This is a genomic window from Collinsella sp. CLA-SR-H006, assembly GCF_040097075.1.
Taxonomy (GTDB): Bacteria; Actinomycetota; Coriobacteriia; order Coriobacteriales; family Coriobacteriaceae; genus Collinsella.
This window is the reverse complement of record NZ_JBBNPD010000007.1, coordinates 62,978-78,450: the sequence shown is the minus strand read 5'-3', so window position 1 is coordinate 78,450 and position 15,473 is coordinate 62,978. Positions and strand designations below refer to the sequence as shown.

The window sequence follows — 15,473 nt, the reverse complement described above, 5'->3', positions numbered from 1 at the left end:
AAGGCTGTACACATTTTCTTGACTGAAGGAGGACGTGTGGCAAACGAAAACGATTACGATGGCGGCGAGATTAAGATTCTCGAAGGTCTCGAGGCCGTTCGTAAGCGCCCGGGCATGTATATCGGCTCGACGAGCGCCAGCGGTCTGCATCACCTGGTGTGGGAGATCGTTGACAACTCCGTCGACGAGGCCATGGCCGGTTTCTGCACCGAGATTCAGGTGACGGTCCACGCCGACAACTCCATCACGGTCGTCGACAACGGGCGCGGCATCCCCGTCGACGAGCACCCTGTTAAAAAGATCCCGACGCTCGAGGTCGTCATGACGATCTTGCACGCCGGCGGTAAGTTCGATAATTCGGCCTATAAGGTCTCGGGCGGCCTGCACGGCGTTGGCATCTCCGTCGTCAACGCATTGTCCAAGCGCGTGGTCGTTCAGGTTCGTCGCGACGGCAACACCTACGAGATGGAGTTCTCGCGCGGCAAGACCGTCAAGAAGATGGAGGTCGTGGGCACCTCGGATTCGACGGGCACCACCGTCACCTTCTGGCCCGACGACGAGATCTTCGAGACCTGCATTTACGATTTCGATACGCTGCACAACCGTCTGCAGGAGACGGCGTTCCTCAATAAGAACCTCAAAATCGTGCTGACCGACGAGCGCGAGGCGACTCCCCACGTGGAGGAGTTTTGCTACGAGGGCGGCATCATCGACTTCGTCAGGTTCCTCAACGAGGGCAAGGACGTCCCCGAGGCCTTTAAGGAGCCCATCTACATCGAGGGCAAATCGGACCCGGACGCACCTGTGGCCAAGATGGGCGAGGTCGAGGTTTCCCTGCAGTGGAATAGCGGTTACGGCGAGAACGTCATGTCGTTTGCCAACGACATCTACACCCCCGAGGGCGGTATGCACCTTGAGGGTTTCCGCACCGCGCTCACCCGCGTGATCAACGATTACGCGCGCAAGCAGAACCTGCTCAAGGAAAAAGACGCCAACCTGACCGGCGACGATGTGCGCGAGGGCCTTTCGGCCGTTATCTCGGTCAAGCTGCCCGATCCGCAGTTTGAGGGCCAGACCAAGGCCAAGCTCGGTAGCTCCTATATGCGCGCGCTCACGCTCAAGATCGTGACCGACGGCCTCGCCGATTACTTGGAGGAGCATCCCAAGCCCGCCCGCGAGATCGTCAAGAAGGCGCAACAGGCCTGCAAGGCGCGCAACGCCGCCCGCAAGGCGCGCGAAGCGACCCGCCGCAAGAGCCTGCTCGAGACGGCGTCCCTGCCCGGTAAGCTCGCCGACTGCTCGGTGCGCGATGCCGAGCTCACCGAGCTCTTCATCGTAGAGGGCGACTCGGCAGGCGGTTCGGCCAAGGACGGCCGTCGCCGAGACATCCAGGCGATTCTGCCCCTGCGCGGCAAGATTTTGAACGTCGAACGCGTTGGTGACCATCGCGCGTTCTCGAGTGACACCATCCAGTCGCTGATTACCGCGATCGGCTGCGGCGTCACGACGAGTGCCGGCGACGGCGGCGACTTCGATATCACCAAGGCGCGCTACCACAAGATCATCATCATGACCGATGCAGACGTCGACGGTGCGCATATCCGCATCCTGCTGCTGACGTTCTTCTACAAGTACATGCGTCCGCTGATCGATGCCGGCTACGTCTATGTTGCCTGCCCGCCCATCTTTGGCATTAAGGTGCGCAACAAGATCCACTACGTGTATCCCAACGGCCGCCAGCCCGAAGACGAGATCCTGCGCGACACCATCCAGAGTCTGGGCCTGAACCCCGACGATAACGACGAGGACGGCAAGGCCAAGGACGGCAAGATCACCAAAAAGCGCAAGGGCTATACCGTCCAGCGCTACAAGGGCCTGGGCGAGATGGACCCCAAGCAGCTTGCCTCGACGACGATGGACCCCAAGACCCGCATCCTGCAGCGTGTGTCGATCGAGGACGCCGTGGTGGCGGACCGCGCCGTGCGCGAGCTGATGGGTTCCGAGGTCGGCTATCGCCGCGAGTACATTGAAAAACATGCGCATGACGCGCGTTTCCTTGACGCTTAAGAGGAGGTAACGTGGCAGACGATATCAACAATAACGGGGGTATGGACGAGGCCGGCGATGCCGGTATGCCCGATGATCTGAAGCGCCTGCTTGCTCGTGCTGAGCAGGGCGAGGACGGCGACCCGGACGCCTATAACCCCGATGCCGATGATGATGAGGAAGAGGACGACGACGCCGAGCTCGAGGAGAGCTTTGGCGAAGTCGACCGTGGCGCCTCGGCCGGTGAGGATATCAACGGCGGCCAGCTCCAGATTTCGGAGTTCGGTCGCGAGATGAAGCAGTCGTTCATCGAGTATTCGATGTCGGTCATCACGGCGCGCGCCCTGCCGGACGTGCGCGATGGCTTAAAGCCGGTGCACCGCCGCATTCTGTACGCGATGAACGAGAGCGGCATCTACCCCAACCGCCCACATAAGAAGTCGGCCTGGACGGTCGGCGAAGTTATCGGTAAGTACCACCCGCACGGTGACTCCGCGGTCTACGAGGCCATGGTCCGCCTGGCGCAGTGGTTCTCCATGCGCACGCCGCTCATCGACGGTCACGGCAACTTCGGCAACATCGACGGCGACGGCGCGGCGGCCATGCGTTACACCGAGAGCCGCCTGGCAAAGCCCGCCATGGAACTGCTGCGTGACTTGCAGAAGGATACCGTCGACTGGCAGCCCAACTACGACGAATCGCTCGCCGAGCCCGTGGCACTGCCTGCGCGCTTCCCCAACCTGCTGGTCAACGGCAGCCAGGGCATCGCCGTCGGCATGGCCACCAACATCGCCCCGCATAACCTCACCGAGGCGATCGAGGCCACCTGCTACCTGATTGACAACCCCGACGCCACCGTCGACGAGCTCATGCAGATCATGCCCGGTCCGGACTTCCCCACCGGCGCCATCATCATGGGCAGCGCCGGCATTAAGCAGAGCTACGAGACCGGCCGCGGCTCCATTACCGTGCGTGCCAAGGCGCATGTGGAGTCCACCAAGACCGGCCGCAGCCGCCTGGTCTTTACCGAGATTCCCTACATGGTCAACAAGGGCACCCTGCAGGAGAAGATCGCCCAGCTCGTCAACGACAAGCGCATTGAGGGCATCTCGGATATGCGCGATGAGTCCAACCAGAAGGGCATCCGTCTGGTCATCGAGCTCAAGAAGGGCGTCATTCCGCAGGTCGTGCTCAACAACCTGTATAAGTACACCTCGCTGCAGACGACCTTTGGCGCCAACAACCTGGCGCTCGTCAACGGCGTTCCCAAATGCCTGAGCCTGCGCGAGATGCTGCAGCACTACATCGACCACCAGGTCGACGTCGTCACCCGCCGCACCCGTTTTGACCTTAAGAAGGCCCAGGCCCGCGCGCATATCCTTGAGGGCTACTTGATGGCTCTCGACCATATCGACGAGGTCATTGGCATCATCCGCTCCTCGCAGACCGACTCCGAGGCCAGCAGCCGCCTGATCGGGCGCTTTGGCTTTACGCCCGAGCAGACCACGGCCATCCTCGAGATGAAGCTGCGCCGTCTGACCGGCCTGGAGCGCGACAAGATTCAAGAAGAGTTGGACGGCCTGCGCCGCGCCATCGCCTACTACGAGGACTTGCTGGCGCATGAGGAGAAGATCCTGGGCGTCATCAAAGAAGAGATGCGCGAGATCTCCAAGAAGTTTGGCGACAAACGCCGCACCGAGATCAGCCAGGTTGAGAAGGACCTGGATGTCGAGGACCTCATCGCCGACGAGGATATGGTCGTGACCATCACCCACACCGGCTACGTTAAACGTATCCCGGTGGCTGCCTACCGTGCCCAGAAGCGCGGTGGCAAGGGCGTGTCGGGCGTCAATCTCAAAGAGGACGACGTTATCGATGAGATGTTCATCGCGTCCACGCACGAGTACGTGCTGTTCTTCTCGAGCAAGGGCAAGGTCTATCGCCTGAAGGTGCACGAGCTGCCGGTGGGTACGCGCCAGGCGCGCGGTACCGCGATCGTCAACCTGCTGCCCTTCGAGGAGGGCGAGAAGATCGCGAGCGTCATCAGCTGCCGCGATTTCCCGGCCGACGAGTACCTGATGTTTGCCACCAAGAGTGGCATGGTCAAGAAGACCGTGATGAGCGCTTACGATCGTAGTCGCCGTGATGGACTCATTGCCATCAACCTGCGCGACGACGACGCACTGCTGAACGTGCGCCGCGTGCGCGAGGGTGACAAGATTATCCTGGCCACCACCGCGGGCAAGGCGATCATGTTCTCCGAGGAGCAGGTGCGCGCCACCGGCCGCGACACCAGCGGCGTTCGCGGTATCGGTCTGAAGGACGGTGTGAGCGTTCTGGGCATGGAAGTCACTAACGGCAACGGCGATCTGTTCGTCATCACCGAGCGCGGCTACGGCAAGCGCACGCCGGTCGCGGACTATCCGGAGCAGAATCGCGGCGGTCAGGGCGTCTACACCATCCAAATGACCGAGCGTAAGGGTAACCTCGCGGCCATGAAGACGGTGGGCCCACAGCACGAGCTGTTCATCGTGACGGAGGGCGCGACGGTCATTCGCGTCAAGACCGACGAGATCAGCCAGACCGGCCGCGCCACCCAGGGCGTCAAGATGATGACCGTCGACGACAACGACCGCGTATGCGCTGTCGCCCGCATGACGGCAGCCAAGGAAAAGCCCGAAGGCGAAGCCACAGAAAACGGCTCTGCTTCCGAAGAAACCCCTGTCGATCTAGGCGACGGCAACGACATGCCAGAAGATCTCCTCGACGAGTAAGAGGCCCTGGCTGGTAGAAAATATCAGACCCCATATATCGGCGGTCGGCGCACTGCGCGCCGACCGCTTTTTTGAAAACCTTGGGACTCGTGTTCGCCCCGGTCGCACGGCGACATGTGAAGTCGATCGCGAGTTCCGCACGAGCCAGAGAGCACTTAATGTGCTCTCTGTGCGAGCAGGACTGTCCGAGCAGGCGACTTCGCATGCCGCCGTGCGACCGGGGCCGACACCCCTCAAAGATTTTCAAAAAAGTTGTTGACGCGCGCGTAACGACTCATCTAATATATCCCTTGCGCGATGGACCTGTAGCTCAGTTGGTTAGAGCGTCCGGCTGATAACCGGGAGGTCACAAGTTCGAATCTTGTCAGGTCCACCACTTTCTTTCGCAATAAACACCCCAGCGAGAGCCGAGTCGCCGCTGGGGTGTTTATTACTGTCTCCGTGGGGGTTTAGCTCAGCTGGGAGAGCGCGGGCTTTGCAAGCCTGAGGTCAGGGGTTCGATCCCCCTAACCTCCACCATGATGGACCTGTAGCTCAGTTGGTTAGAGCGTCCGGCTGATAACCGGGAGGTCACAAGTTCGAATCTTGTCAGGTCCACCATCAAAACTGTGAAGAGCCCTGGGGCGTTGCCTCGGGGCTTTTTTCTTGTCTGCGATAAATCTCATTTTGGTTTTGTGTGCTGTGCGAAAGATTGGGTAGTATAGCTATTCAATGCGGCGACCTTGCCGCGTGTTAACCGCTACGTACCGGAGGTGTTCCATGGTTCGTGTCGACATAGAGACCATCGTCATGGCCGCCGGTCCCGTGCCATCGCTTATCGTGCTTCGCGAGCGCTGCAGCAAATCGGACTCGCCCGCGCCACTGCGTTCCCTTTCCATTCAAACTGGTTCGTTTGAAGCCGCTGCCATCAGCCGCGGCATCGATAGCGGCCGCGCCGAGCGCCCGATTACCCACGACCTGTTGCTCGATACTGTTGGCGCCCTGGGCGCCAAACTCGAGCGCATCGAGATCGTCCGCGCCGAGCCGCCGGTGTTTTACGCGACGATCGTCGTGCTAGCCGATGGCGAGGAGCGCAAGATCGACGCCCGCCCCAGTGATGCCATTGCCCTCGCCGTGCGCAGCAATGCTCCCATGTTTGTGGAGGATGACATCATGAATCGCCTGGGCACTGTTTCTACCCACGCCGAGGAAGTCGACGACGAGCAGGAGTTCGAGAAGTTCGACGAGTTCGTCCATACGCTCTCCCCTGATGATTTCTAAATGCGGAGCGGCAGGGTTGCGGAGTGTTCGCTGATGGCCGGCAGAATGTCGGCTGAGGCGGCAGCCATTGCGCGCGAGGCCCAGATGCGCTCGGAGGCTTCTGAGGCGGCTCGCATTGCCTATGTGACGCAGGCCCGCACGCTTCGCGAACGCCGCGGCTCGTTTATCAAGATGGTTGTCGTCTCCGCCCTTGTCGCGGCAATCTGCTCGCGCCTTCGTGGTACAGTTGGTGCGCTTGGGTTTTCGATCTCTACGGGCGTCGTGATCTGGGGTGTGGTCGATGCGGTCATGCTGACCAGTCAGATCAAGGTACTCGACAAGCGCGCGATGGATATGATGCGCGCTCGCGACGCTGCCGCTAAGATCGCCGCCGAGGCACAAGAACTGTAACGACGCCAGACTCGATGGGAAGGTCTAAAGATGGCACAGGATATGCAGGACGCCGGTAACGTCTCCGCCGAGCTCGACGCCATGGTGTGCGATCTGATCGGCGCGTTCTTGGACGACCTTGCCGCCGGTGAAAACCCTGGCGTGGTCGTGGCAATTGAGGACGCCGCTTCCAACCGCTATCTGGCGGCGCTCGATGAGGATGGCGAAGAGGCGTGCCTCGAGGCGGCCACCAACTTTATCTCCGAGCACAAGATGGGTCTTAAGGACGAGGGCCTGGGCCGTATCGCTCGCTATGCCATCGGCTACACCGGCTGCGTCGAGATTGACGGCGGCTATCACGATGCTCTGCTCGTGAGCTTCTTCGAAACCACGCTCGAGAGTGGTTTTTCGGCATATGTGCTGTATGAGGGCATGGGCGCCGGCGATGGTTTTATGTGGAGCGACCCTGAACCTGCAGGTGAGGAAACCCCTCTCATCTAAAATCGCTAAAATAAACGAGTTTTCGGTAAAAGGCTCAATATTCCCGCTGAGCGTTGTATCGCTGGGCGGGCCGCATACGCGTGCCGTTTGTATATGGATAGAAGATAGGGGAACTACATGCGCGTAGACAATCTGAGGAACATCGCCATCATCGCCCACGTCGACCACGGCAAGACGACGATGGTCGACAAGCTCCTGCGTGCCACGGACGCCTTCCGTGCCAACCAGCAGGTCGAGGACCGCGTCCTGGATTCCAACGACCAGGAGCGCGAGCGCGGCATCACGATTCTCGCCAAGAACATCTCTATCGAGTACAAGGACGTTAAGATCAACGTCATCGACACTCCGGGCCACGCCGACTTTGGCGGCGAGGTCGAGCGCGTGCTGCGTATGGCCGACGGCGCCCTGCTGCTGGTCGACGCCTTTGAGGGCCCCATGCCCCAGACCCGCTTCGTGCTGCGTCACGCTATCGACACCGGCCTCAAGATCATGATCGTCATCAACAAGATTGACCGTCCGGGTGCTAACCCCGAGAAGGCCTACAACGACTGCCTGGACCTTATGGCCGACCTGGGCGCCACCGACGACCAGCTTGAGTTCGCCATGGAGCACGTGGTCTACGCCAGCGCTATGAATGGCTTTGCCCGCCTTGATCCCAACGACGGCAACATGGACATGTATCCGCTGCTCGATATGATCATCGACGACATGCCCGCGCCCGAGGTTGACGAGAACGCCCCGCTGGCCATGCAGTGCGTGACTATCGACCACTCCAACTTCGTTGGTCGTATCGGCATCGGCCGCGTGTACTCCGGCACCATCCACCAGGGCGACCAGATCCTGGTTGTCAAGAACGACGGCTCCAGCGCTACCGCCACCGTCAAGCAGCTCTTTACCTTCGACTACCTGGGCCGCACCGAGTGCCAGGAAGTCGGCGCCGGCGACATCGCCGCTGTCGTGGGCATCGACCGCACCGATATCGGCGATGTCTACACCGATCCCGAGAACCCCGTCGAGCTCGAGCCCATCGAGATCGACCCGCCGACCCTGTCCATCGTCTTCGAAGCTTCGACCTCCCCGCTCGTCGGCCGCGACGGCGACATCGTGGGCGCCCGTCAGCTCAAGGAGCGCCTGTTCAACGAGGCCGAGAACAACGTGACCATGAAGATCGAGGAGCTCGAGGACAAGAGCGGCGTCGAGGTCTCGGGCCGCGGCATCCTGCACCTGTCCGTCCTGATGGAGTCCATGCGCCGCGAGGGCTTTGAGTTCCAGGTCGGCCGTCCCCGCGTCCTGTTTAAGAAGGACGAGAACGGCAACAAGATGGAGCCTGTCGAGCAGGCCGTCGTCGAGTGCCCGGACGAGTACTCGGGCAAGGTCGTTGAGGTCTTCGGTACCTCCGGCGGCATCATGACGAGCATGGACACCTCGGGCATCGTGACGCACCTCGAGTTCAAGATCCCGACGCGCGGCATCATGGGTCTTAAGAACCGCATCATGAACGTCACCCACGGCGAGGGCGTGTTCTACCACACCTTCCTGGAGTACGGTCCCTACGCCGGCGAGATCGGCAACCGTCAGAACGGCGCCATGATCTCCATGACCACCGAGAAGGCCGTTGCCTACGCTCTGGGTACGCTGCAGGAGCGCGGCCAGCTGTTTGTTGAGCCGGGCACCGAGTGCTATGAGGGCATGATCGTGGGCGAGCGCAGCAAGGCTGGCGACATGGTCGTCAACATTGCCCGTACCAAGAACCTGGGTAACCAGCGTTCCTCGACCTCCGATATCTCCGTCCAGCTGGTGCCGCCCCGCACCTTCTCGCTGGAGGAGGCGCTGGAGTACATCGCCGACGATGAGCTGGTGGAGATTACTCCCAAGAACATTCGCCTGCGCAAGCGTCTGCTCAACGCCACCGACCGCAAGAAGGCCGCCGTCCGCGCCGGTCAGGTCAACAAATAAACGCTGGGGCTTATAACCGCCAATAAGAAAGGGCGTCGACCGCAATGGTCGGCGCCCTTTTTGGTGTAAGGGGACAGGTTCGTTTGCGCCTCCACAAAGGTGCTTGGCATCTTTGTGGAGGTTGGCTGCTAAGCAGTGGGGAGTCCCGGCGTGTTAGCCGGCTGCTGCGGCTTGAGGTGGGCGTTGTGCCAGATGATTTGGATGATGTAGCCGAGTATAAAGACAAAGGCCACGCCGCTGATGAAGCCGCCTACGAGGGGAAGCCCCGTGAGGGCGCCTGCGATTACGCCACCAGCGGCTGCCATGGCGTAGCGGTTCTGGCTGTGTCCGACCATGCGCGCGATCGCGCACCCTGCAAAGGCACTCGACACCAGCGCGATGCCGATAACACCGCACATGAGGGCTCCGGCAAGCGACAGACCAGCGATAGAGATAATTAGCAGTAGGACGGCGGGGACGATAGCAATCGTGCCCAGAAGACCGCTCACCCACAGGGGCATGGGGCGCTGGTGGAGCATGCCGGCGGCGCCGGCGGTCGCGCGCGGAAAGACGAGCTCGAGCAGCAGAGCGACAAAGCAGGTCGAGAGTGCCGCGGCGACGATGCCGCCAATGACATCGTTAACGTTGGAAGTATCCTCGTTCTCGGTGCGGTCGATCTTGAGCGCGCCGACCTCGGCTCCCGCGGCGCGCTCGGGGTCCTCGGAGACGTGCGCGTTCACGGTGCCGGTGATGTGGGCGTTCTTGCCCAGGATGAGCTTGTCGGCCCAAACCTCGACATCGCCCTCGACGGTGCCATCGATGGTCACTGTATCGCCTGCCAGCGCTGCCGACTTGGCAGAGCCGCGCAGAGCAACCGTCTCGCCTATCGCATAGAAACAGTTGGCGGTGCTGTCGGCGTTGAGAACAACGTGCTGGCCAGCGACGGTCACGCTGCCATCAACCGTGGTCTTGGCAATGTCGATGGTGCGTGCCGCCAGACGGACGGCACCGCCCACCGTGCAGTCGCGGATCGAGAGAGTATCGCCCGCGGCGATGATATCGCGGTCGATGGACGTATCGTCCAAGTTGAGGGCCTGACCTGCCCAGTACAGGTCACCTTCGACGCCGGACGGATTGGCGTCATTGTCGGTCGCAAGTACGTTGCCTGCGGTGTCCGTGCCGGCGAACGACGCCGTGGGAAGCGCGGTGATCGCCAGCGCGATGAGCGCGAATGCCATAAGCAGGCAGCGACGCATCTTGTGTGACGGCGCCGCCGCGGTTTGATTGAAAGCCATGGTTGATCCTTTTGTTAGGTGTTCGGCATATACCTAACAGGGTACCCAACGTGCGGGCGCTCTAAAAGAACCTCTCGGTTGCATTTCGAAGGATGAGCCCGCGCTACCTACTTTTTGCGATGCAAAAAGCGCGCGATGTCTTCTTCGGTGGGGCTTTTGATGTCAAAGCGCAGCGAGAGCCAGCGCAGACCCATGGTCACGACAACGCATACGATCAGCGCGGCGACATTGCTCATGATGCCGCTCATAACGAGACACACGTAGCTTGTCGATCCGGCGATGGCCGCGATGGCATAAAAGTTAGTGCGTTGGAAAATGCCCGGAACCACGCCCATAAAGCCGTCGCGCAGCATGCCGCCGCCCACCGCGGTGAAAAAGCCCATCATGATGCACACCGCCGGCGCAAATCCGTAGACCAGCGCCTTGTCTGCTCCAGTGGCGGCGTAGATGCCGACAGAGATGATGTCGAGCAGGGGAATGAGTTTTTCGGGCTTGTCGACGATTGCCGGGAAAATATAGATGATGGCTGCCGTGGCAATGGAAAGCGGAAGCGCCATCGGCTGGTTGAGGATGTAGACGTTGCCGACCTGGAGCGTCATATCGCGCAAAAGACCGCCGCCCAGACCGCAGACCACCGCGAGCGCGACCGCGCCCACCAGGTCGAGCTTGTGCTCGCGCGCAACCAGCACACCCGAGATCGATGCAGCGACAACAGCGAACATCTCGAGCCAAAACGGAATAGCGACCATGGCATCCGAGGCGTGTGAGGTAACGGTTATAGCGGCGACGACGGGCAAGATGGGGTCCTTTGGATTACGGATTTGGACAATGCCCGTACATAGTACATGTTCGGCGCCGATTGCGACCCTATTGCTCGGCAAACGGTCGGGACCGGGTGCGGGCGTAGGCACCATGTTTGGGAATCTGGGTTGATGCTGAACACGATGGGGGCGTGGCTGAATAGGAGGGATGTCTAAATTTTGAGCAGCGCTCAAAATTTATTCGGTCGGCGTAAGCCGACCGCGCTGCGCTAAAAACGCGCCCGTGGCGCGTTTTCTTTACGCTTTGCGCCCTGTCGGGTTCGAATCCCTCCTCCTCCGCCGTATTTGCTTGTAAGGGACTTAAAAGAAAAAAGCCCCCGATCTGGGAGCTTTCTCAATCTAAATGGCGGAGGAGGAGGGATTCGAACCCTCGTGACCTTATACAGGCCAAACGGTTTTCGAGACCGCCGCATTCAACCACTCTGCCACCCCTCCGCGTGGGGTAAAAACAAAGCAGGCTCGAAGGCCTGCTTTGGAATTAACTGGCGGAGAGTCAGGGATTTGAACCCTGGAGACGCTTTTGACGCCTACACGATTTCCAATCGTGCTCCTTCGGCCACTCGGACAACTCTCCGTTAAATGCGAAAGTCAGTATACACGAGGAATCGCAAAGTGCAAACAGAAAAGTTGGCATTTTTTAAAACGCTCGGCCGCGCTTGGCGTTGCAGTGGGGTTTGAGGTGCCAAAAAACGGCTTCCGACCAGCGTGGTTGATCAACTCAATTGTTCGAAAGGGGTATTCATAAGCGACTTGGCAATGAATTTAAAAATCTATGGGTGGTGCTGTGGACCACTGGTATGCATTTTGCGACCACAGCCTTGTGCCCGCTGACCTGCGGCTTGGCTCAGCTTGTCCCCGCGGCACCGTATCTTGTCCACAAATCCGTCAAGCTCTTGGTCGGCATTTGGTTGGAATGCGCATGAAACGTGGTGCGAGCATGGACATATGTGGAGGTCATGAGGTTGTAGCTGCATATTCTTGCGGCCTGGGAGGTTGAAAGATATTATTACCAAGTCTTTTCCTGCTTCAGGCGCACCTTCACGACCTGAAGCCACATTTGCCCAGAGGAGGTGACAATATGAAGGCTTATGAACTGCTGTTCTTTGTTGACCCGTCGCTCGACCCCGAGACTCGTCTCGCTGTTATGAAGCGTATCGATACCACGATCGCTGAGGGCGCTGGCAAGGTCGACTCCGTTGACGAGTGGGGCAAGCGCAAGCTCGCCTACGAGATCAACGACCTCACCGATGGTGACTACACCCTCATCAACTTCCACGCAGATCCTACCCAGATCGCCGAGCTTGATCGCGTCCTGCGCATCACCGACGCTGTGGTTCGCCACATGATCGTCCGTCGCGACGACCAGGAGTAAGACTGTCGTTTTGGACTGGGCTTGTGCCCCAAGAGGAAGTAGTGAGTTATGAGCATCAATCGAGTGAACATCACCGGTAACCTCACCCGCGATCCCGAGCTGCGCGCCACCGCTGGCGGAACTCAGGTTCTGTCCTTTGGCGTCGCCGTGAACGATCGTCGCCGCAACGCGCAGACTGGCGAGTGGGAGGACTATCCCAACTTTGTCGACTGCACCATGTTCGGCACCCGCGCCGAGGCCGTGAGCCGTTTCCTGGCAAAGGGAAACAAGGTCGCGATCGAGGGCAAGCTGCGCTACAGCTCTTGGGAGCGCGACGGCCAGCGCCGGAGCAAGCTTGAGGTCATCGTCGATGAGATCGAGTTTATGAGCTCCCGTGGTGGCCAGGGTGGCTACGATCAGGGCGGTTACGCCCCCGCAGCTCCCGCGCCCGCAGCACGTCCTGCCGCACCGGTGGCTACGCCGCCCGCGGTCGACGTCTACGATGAGGACATCCCGTTCTAAGGGTTGTTCACCTATTTTTGAGTGAGAGGCGGCTTCGGTTCGCCGAAGTTGCCAAACGAAAGGTATTTTGACATGGCTAATGATTTTTCTGCACGTCAGCCGCGTCGTAAGTACTGCCAGTTCTGCAAGGAGAACACTGAGTTCATCGACTATAAGGACACTCAGCTTCTTCGTAAGTACATGACCGACCGTGGCAAGATCAAGCCCCGTCGCGTCACTGGCGCTTGCACGCAGCATCAGCATGACATCGCCAACGCCATCAAGCGCGCCCGCGAGATGGCTCTCCTGCCGTACACCGTCCCCGTGGTTTCCTCTCGTGGCAACCGCGACCGCGGCTAAGAAGGGAGACGCATCATGAAGGTTATTCTTCTCGATGAGATCAAGGGCAAGGGCGGCGAGGGTGACGTCGTAGAGGTCGCTCAGGGTTACGCTGAGAACTTCCTGTTCCCCAAGAAGCTCGCTGTTGCCGCCACCAAGGGCAACCTCAAGCAGCTTGACGAGCGTCGCAACAACATCGCCAAGCGCGAGGCCGTCCGTCTGGCTACCGCCAACGAGACCAAGGCTGCCTTCGAGGGCAAGACGGTCACCGTTGACGTCAAGGTCGGCGACGAGGGCATCCTCTTTGGCTCCGTTACCGCCGCTATGATCGCTGACGCCATCAAGGCTCAGCTCGGTATGGACATCGACCGCAAGCGCGTCGAGCTCGGTAAGCCCATCAAGGTTGCCGGTGCCCACACCGTTGCCATCTCGCTGTACCGCGAGATCAAGGCCGAGGTTGTCGTTCTCGTCGGCGTTACCGCCGAGGAGCTCGCTGCCGAGGCTGAGGTCGAGGAGGCCGCTGAGGTCGCCGAGGCCGAGACCGCCGAGGTCGAGACTGAGGCTGCTGCCGAGTAGCATTTGCTGCAACGCAACAATCTTGTTCTAAGAAGGGCGCTCTGGGAAACCAGGGCGCCCTTTTGTTTTTTGCGCTGAGTGAGTGTCATGGTGAACGTTGCGTCGAAGTCCTATATACAGGACCGTTCATCCGTTTGGTTCGGTGATGATTGGCGGCGCGCGGCGCGTTTTGGGACCGTGGCTGATACTATGGATGCTCGCAAGCGATATGAATGAGGATGCTCATGGCATATGACGATAGGGAGACCGGGCTGACGGTCGAGGACCGCGGCTCAAAGTTGGGTCTTCCCCAAAACCAAGATGCAGAGGCCAATGTACTGGCCGCTATGCTGCTATCGCCCGAGGTGGTCGAAGAAGCCCAGGTCGAGCTGCAGCCCGATGACTTCTACCGGCCCATTCATAAGACCATCTATACCGCGATGGTCGATATGTACAACAGCCGCATTCCCATCGACTCCATCTCGCTGATCGATTACCTACGAAGCATCAACAAGCTCGATGCCGTGGGCGGCGAAGCGTACATTTTGGAGTTGATGGGTCAGACCCTGTCGCTCGTCAACTGGCAGCACCATGCCGCCATCGTTCGCCGCGATTCGATGCTGCGCGAGCTGATCGGCGCCACCAACGAGATCAACGCGCTGGCATATAACGCCCCCACCGACACCAAAGAGGTTGTCGAGCTGGCCGAGAGCAAGCTGCTCAAGGTTACGGCGCGCGAGGTCAAGTCGAGCTACAAGACGCTGACCGAGTTTATGGTCGAGGCCTATAACGAGGCCGAGGAAGTGTGCCAGGCCGGTGGTCAGGCGGCGGGCGTGCCCACGGGCTTTCCGTCACTCGACCGTATGCTCATGGGTTTTCGCGAGGGCCAGCTCATCATTATCGGCGCCCGTCCTGCTGTAGGTAAGACGTCGTTCGCTCTGAACCTGGCGCTCAACGCCGCCGCTGCTGGCTATACCGTCGGCTTCTTCTCGCTGGAGATGTCGGGCAAGGAAATTGCCCAGCGTCTGATTTGTGCCTACGCCATGATCTCGATCAGTGACTTCCGCATGGGCCGCATTAGCCCCGAGCAGTGGGCCAATATCAACGAGGCAACGCAGACCTTGTCCAAGCTCGATATTCTGATTGACGATACGCCCGGCACCACAGTGACCGAGATTCGCGCCAAGAGCCGCCGTATGCTCCATAACAAGGAGAAGGCAATCATCATCCTGGACTACCTGCAGCTGGTGAGTCCTCCGCCGGGACGCCGCTCCGAGAGCCGTACCGTCGAGGTCTCGGAGATGTCGCGTGGTTTAAAGATCATGGCCAAGGAGCTCAAGATCCCGCTCATCGCGCTGTCGCAGCTGTCGCGTCAGGTTGAATCCCGTACCGGCAAGCGCCCGCAGCTTTCCGACCTTCGTGAATCGGGCTCCATCGAGCAAGACGCCGATATCGTTATGTTCTTGGACCGCTCCGCCGACGAGGCTGAGGCCTCGCGTGACGATCGACCCGACGAGGGCGTTACGCGTATCGTCGTGGCCAAGAACCGTTCGGGCCCGATCGGCGACGTCGACCTGATGTTCCTGCCGGCATCCACCAAGTTCTATGAGCTTGATGGGGCACATGCCGAGGAGTAGGACAGGCGCCCGTTGCACGGGTATACTGGGAATGTTTTGTGCTTCTGCGTGCCGGTGTGGCGCGTAGACAGTCCATGAATGTAAGGAGT

Annotated in this window: 13 protein-coding genes and 5 tRNA genes; 14 read left to right on the top strand and 4 right to left on the bottom strand. The window is 60.1% G+C overall.

Annotation, left to right across the window (positions count from 1 at the left end; all coding sequences use genetic code 11):
- Positions 1–36: 36 nt before the first annotated feature.
- The 9 genes from gyrB to typA all read left to right on the top strand — a co-directional run bounded on the left by gyrB (position 37) and on the right by typA (position 8,906).
- The gene (gene gyrB / locus AAA069_RS05520) at positions 37–2,067 is read left to right on the top strand and encodes a DNA topoisomerase (ATP-hydrolyzing) subunit B (protein WP_349127777.1); all 2,031 of its coding nucleotides are present in this window, start codon (positions 37–39) and stop codon (positions 2,065–2,067) included.
- A gap of 41 nt (positions 2,068–2,108) precedes the next feature.
- Complete coding sequence (gene gyrA, locus AAA069_RS05515) at positions 2,109–4,820, top strand: DNA gyrase subunit A (protein ID WP_349127791.1); 2,712 nt, start codon at positions 2,109–2,111, stop codon at positions 4,818–4,820.
- Positions 4,821–5,119: 299 nt separating this feature from the next.
- Positions 5,120–5,196, top strand: a tRNA-Ile gene (locus AAA069_RS05510).
- 67 nt (positions 5,197–5,263) lie between these two features.
- Positions 5,264–5,339, top strand: a tRNA-Ala gene (locus AAA069_RS05505).
- 4 nt (positions 5,340–5,343) lie between these two features.
- Positions 5,344–5,420, top strand: a tRNA-Ile gene (locus tag AAA069_RS05500).
- Between the two features lie 159 nt (positions 5,421–5,579).
- The gene (locus tag AAA069_RS05495) at positions 5,580–6,080 is read left to right on the top strand and encodes a bifunctional nuclease family protein (RefSeq protein WP_118098345.1); all 501 of its coding nucleotides are present in this window, start codon (positions 5,580–5,582) and stop codon (positions 6,078–6,080) included.
- A 33-nt stretch (positions 6,081–6,113) separates the two neighbouring features.
- Positions 6,114–6,470 (top strand): hypothetical protein, encoded by a 357-nt coding sequence (locus AAA069_RS05490; RefSeq protein WP_349127776.1) that lies wholly within the window; start codon positions 6,114–6,116, stop codon positions 6,468–6,470.
- Positions 6,471–6,500: 30 nt separating this feature from the next.
- Entirely contained in the window at positions 6,501–6,950 is a 450-nt protein-coding gene (locus AAA069_RS05485) for a hypothetical protein (RefSeq protein WP_089572580.1), read from the top strand.
- Between the two features lie 117 nt (positions 6,951–7,067).
- Positions 7,068–8,906, top strand: coding sequence for a translational GTPase TypA (typA, locus tag AAA069_RS05480; protein ID WP_006235837.1), 1,839 nt, complete (start codon positions 7,068–7,070; stop codon positions 8,904–8,906).
- 128 nt (positions 8,907–9,034) lie between these two features.
- Here typA and AAA069_RS05475 read toward each other — a convergent pair whose 3' ends face one another.
- From AAA069_RS05475 to AAA069_RS05460, 4 genes are all read right to left on the bottom strand, one after another.
- Positions 9,035–10,180, bottom strand: coding sequence for a polymer-forming cytoskeletal protein (locus tag AAA069_RS05475; protein ID WP_349127775.1), 1,146 nt, complete (start codon positions 10,178–10,180; stop codon positions 9,035–9,037).
- Between the two features lie 107 nt (positions 10,181–10,287).
- Positions 10,288–10,977, bottom strand: a complete 690-nt coding sequence (locus AAA069_RS05470; protein WP_252200106.1) for a TRIC cation channel family protein — start codon at positions 10,975–10,977, stop codon at positions 10,288–10,290.
- A gap of 368 nt (positions 10,978–11,345) precedes the next feature.
- Positions 11,346–11,436: transfer RNA gene (locus tag AAA069_RS05465), tRNA-Ser, on the bottom strand.
- 48 nt (positions 11,437–11,484) lie between these two features.
- Positions 11,485–11,575, bottom strand: a tRNA-Ser gene (locus AAA069_RS05460).
- Between the two features lie 504 nt (positions 11,576–12,079).
- On the opposite strand from AAA069_RS05460, the gene rpsF reads away from it, so the two are divergent.
- The 5 genes from rpsF to dnaB all read left to right on the top strand — a co-directional run bounded on the left by rpsF (position 12,080) and on the right by dnaB (position 15,384).
- Positions 12,080–12,373 carry a 30S ribosomal protein S6 gene (gene rpsF, locus AAA069_RS05455; RefSeq protein WP_006235831.1) on the top strand — a complete coding sequence of 98 codons (294 nt, stop codon included), beginning with the start codon at positions 12,080–12,082 and terminating at the stop codon, positions 12,371–12,373.
- Between the two features lie 48 nt (positions 12,374–12,421).
- Positions 12,422–12,874, top strand: a complete 453-nt coding sequence (gene ssb / locus AAA069_RS05450) for a single-stranded DNA-binding protein (protein ID WP_006235830.1) — start codon at positions 12,422–12,424, stop codon at positions 12,872–12,874.
- Between the two features lie 72 nt (positions 12,875–12,946).
- The gene (gene rpsR, locus AAA069_RS05445) at positions 12,947–13,213 is read left to right on the top strand and encodes a 30S ribosomal protein S18 (protein WP_006235829.1); all 267 of its coding nucleotides are present in this window, start codon (positions 12,947–12,949) and stop codon (positions 13,211–13,213) included.
- Between the two features lie 15 nt (positions 13,214–13,228).
- Positions 13,229–13,768, top strand: a complete 540-nt coding sequence (gene rplI / locus AAA069_RS05440) for a 50S ribosomal protein L9 (RefSeq protein ID WP_022094073.1) — start codon at positions 13,229–13,231, stop codon at positions 13,766–13,768.
- 224 nt (positions 13,769–13,992) lie between these two features.
- Positions 13,993–15,384 (top strand): replicative DNA helicase, encoded by a 1,392-nt coding sequence (gene dnaB, locus AAA069_RS05435; protein WP_022094074.1) that lies wholly within the window; start codon positions 13,993–13,995, stop codon positions 15,382–15,384.
- The last annotated feature ends 89 nt before the right edge of the window (positions 15,385–15,473 follow it).